Below are 689 nucleotides of genomic sequence, written 5' to 3'. Positions count from 1 at the left end.
TAGCGGTGGCCAGGGTCTTCGGCATGATCGTGTCGAATCCCGAGGGGTGAATGTTCGACGTCACGGCGACCGAGCGGCGCTCGTATGCGGCGTCGACGATGCGGTAGAACGCCTCGGCGGCGTCCTGCCCGGCGGGCAGCATGCCGATGTCATCGACCACCACGAGATCGCAGGAGCAGACCTTCGCCACCGTCCGGGCGACCGACCCGTCGGCCTTCGCCTTGTTCACCGTCTGGGTGAGGGTTTCGAGGGTGAACCACAGCACCCGCAAATCGGCCTCGATCGCGGCGTGCGCGAGCGCTTCGACGAAATGACTCTTCCCCGTCCCGGACGCTCCGGACACGGCCAGGTTCTCCCGGCGATGCACCCATTCGAGCGTGGTGAGCGCGTTCTGGGTGGCCTCGGGAATCGAGGATTCCTCCGGGCGCCACGACGAGAACGTCTTGCCGGTCGGGAATTTCGCGTTCTTGCGGCGCATCCGCCGGGTGGCGGCGTCCCGGCCGACGACTTCCTCTTGCAGCAGCACCCGCACCACCTCGGCCGGGTCCCAGCGTTGGGCCCTGGCGGTCGCGAGCACGTCGGGGGCGGCCTTGCGCAGATACGGCAGCCGCATGCGGGTGCAGATCTTGGCCAGCTCGTCCGGGAGGGGCGGCGCCGAATTGCTGTTCATGCGCCCACCCGGCCCCATC

At 68.7% G+C, this 689-nt stretch carries 1 protein-coding gene; it reads right to left on the bottom strand.

Annotation, left to right across the window (positions count from 1 at the left end):
* The coding region (locus G9373_RS48475) for an ATP-binding protein (RefSeq protein ID WP_167121396.1) at positions 1–670 on the bottom strand (670 nt) is incomplete at its 3' end.
* Positions 671–689: the final 19 nt, after the last annotated feature.

Source organism: Rhodococcus sp. A14, assembly GCF_011603105.1.
GTDB classification, from domain to species: domain Bacteria; phylum Actinomycetota; class Actinomycetes; order Mycobacteriales; family Mycobacteriaceae; genus Rhodococcus_F; species Rhodococcus_F opacus.
The sequence above is the reverse complement of the archived record's forward strand: the minus strand, read 5'-3'. Positions and strand labels throughout refer to the sequence as shown.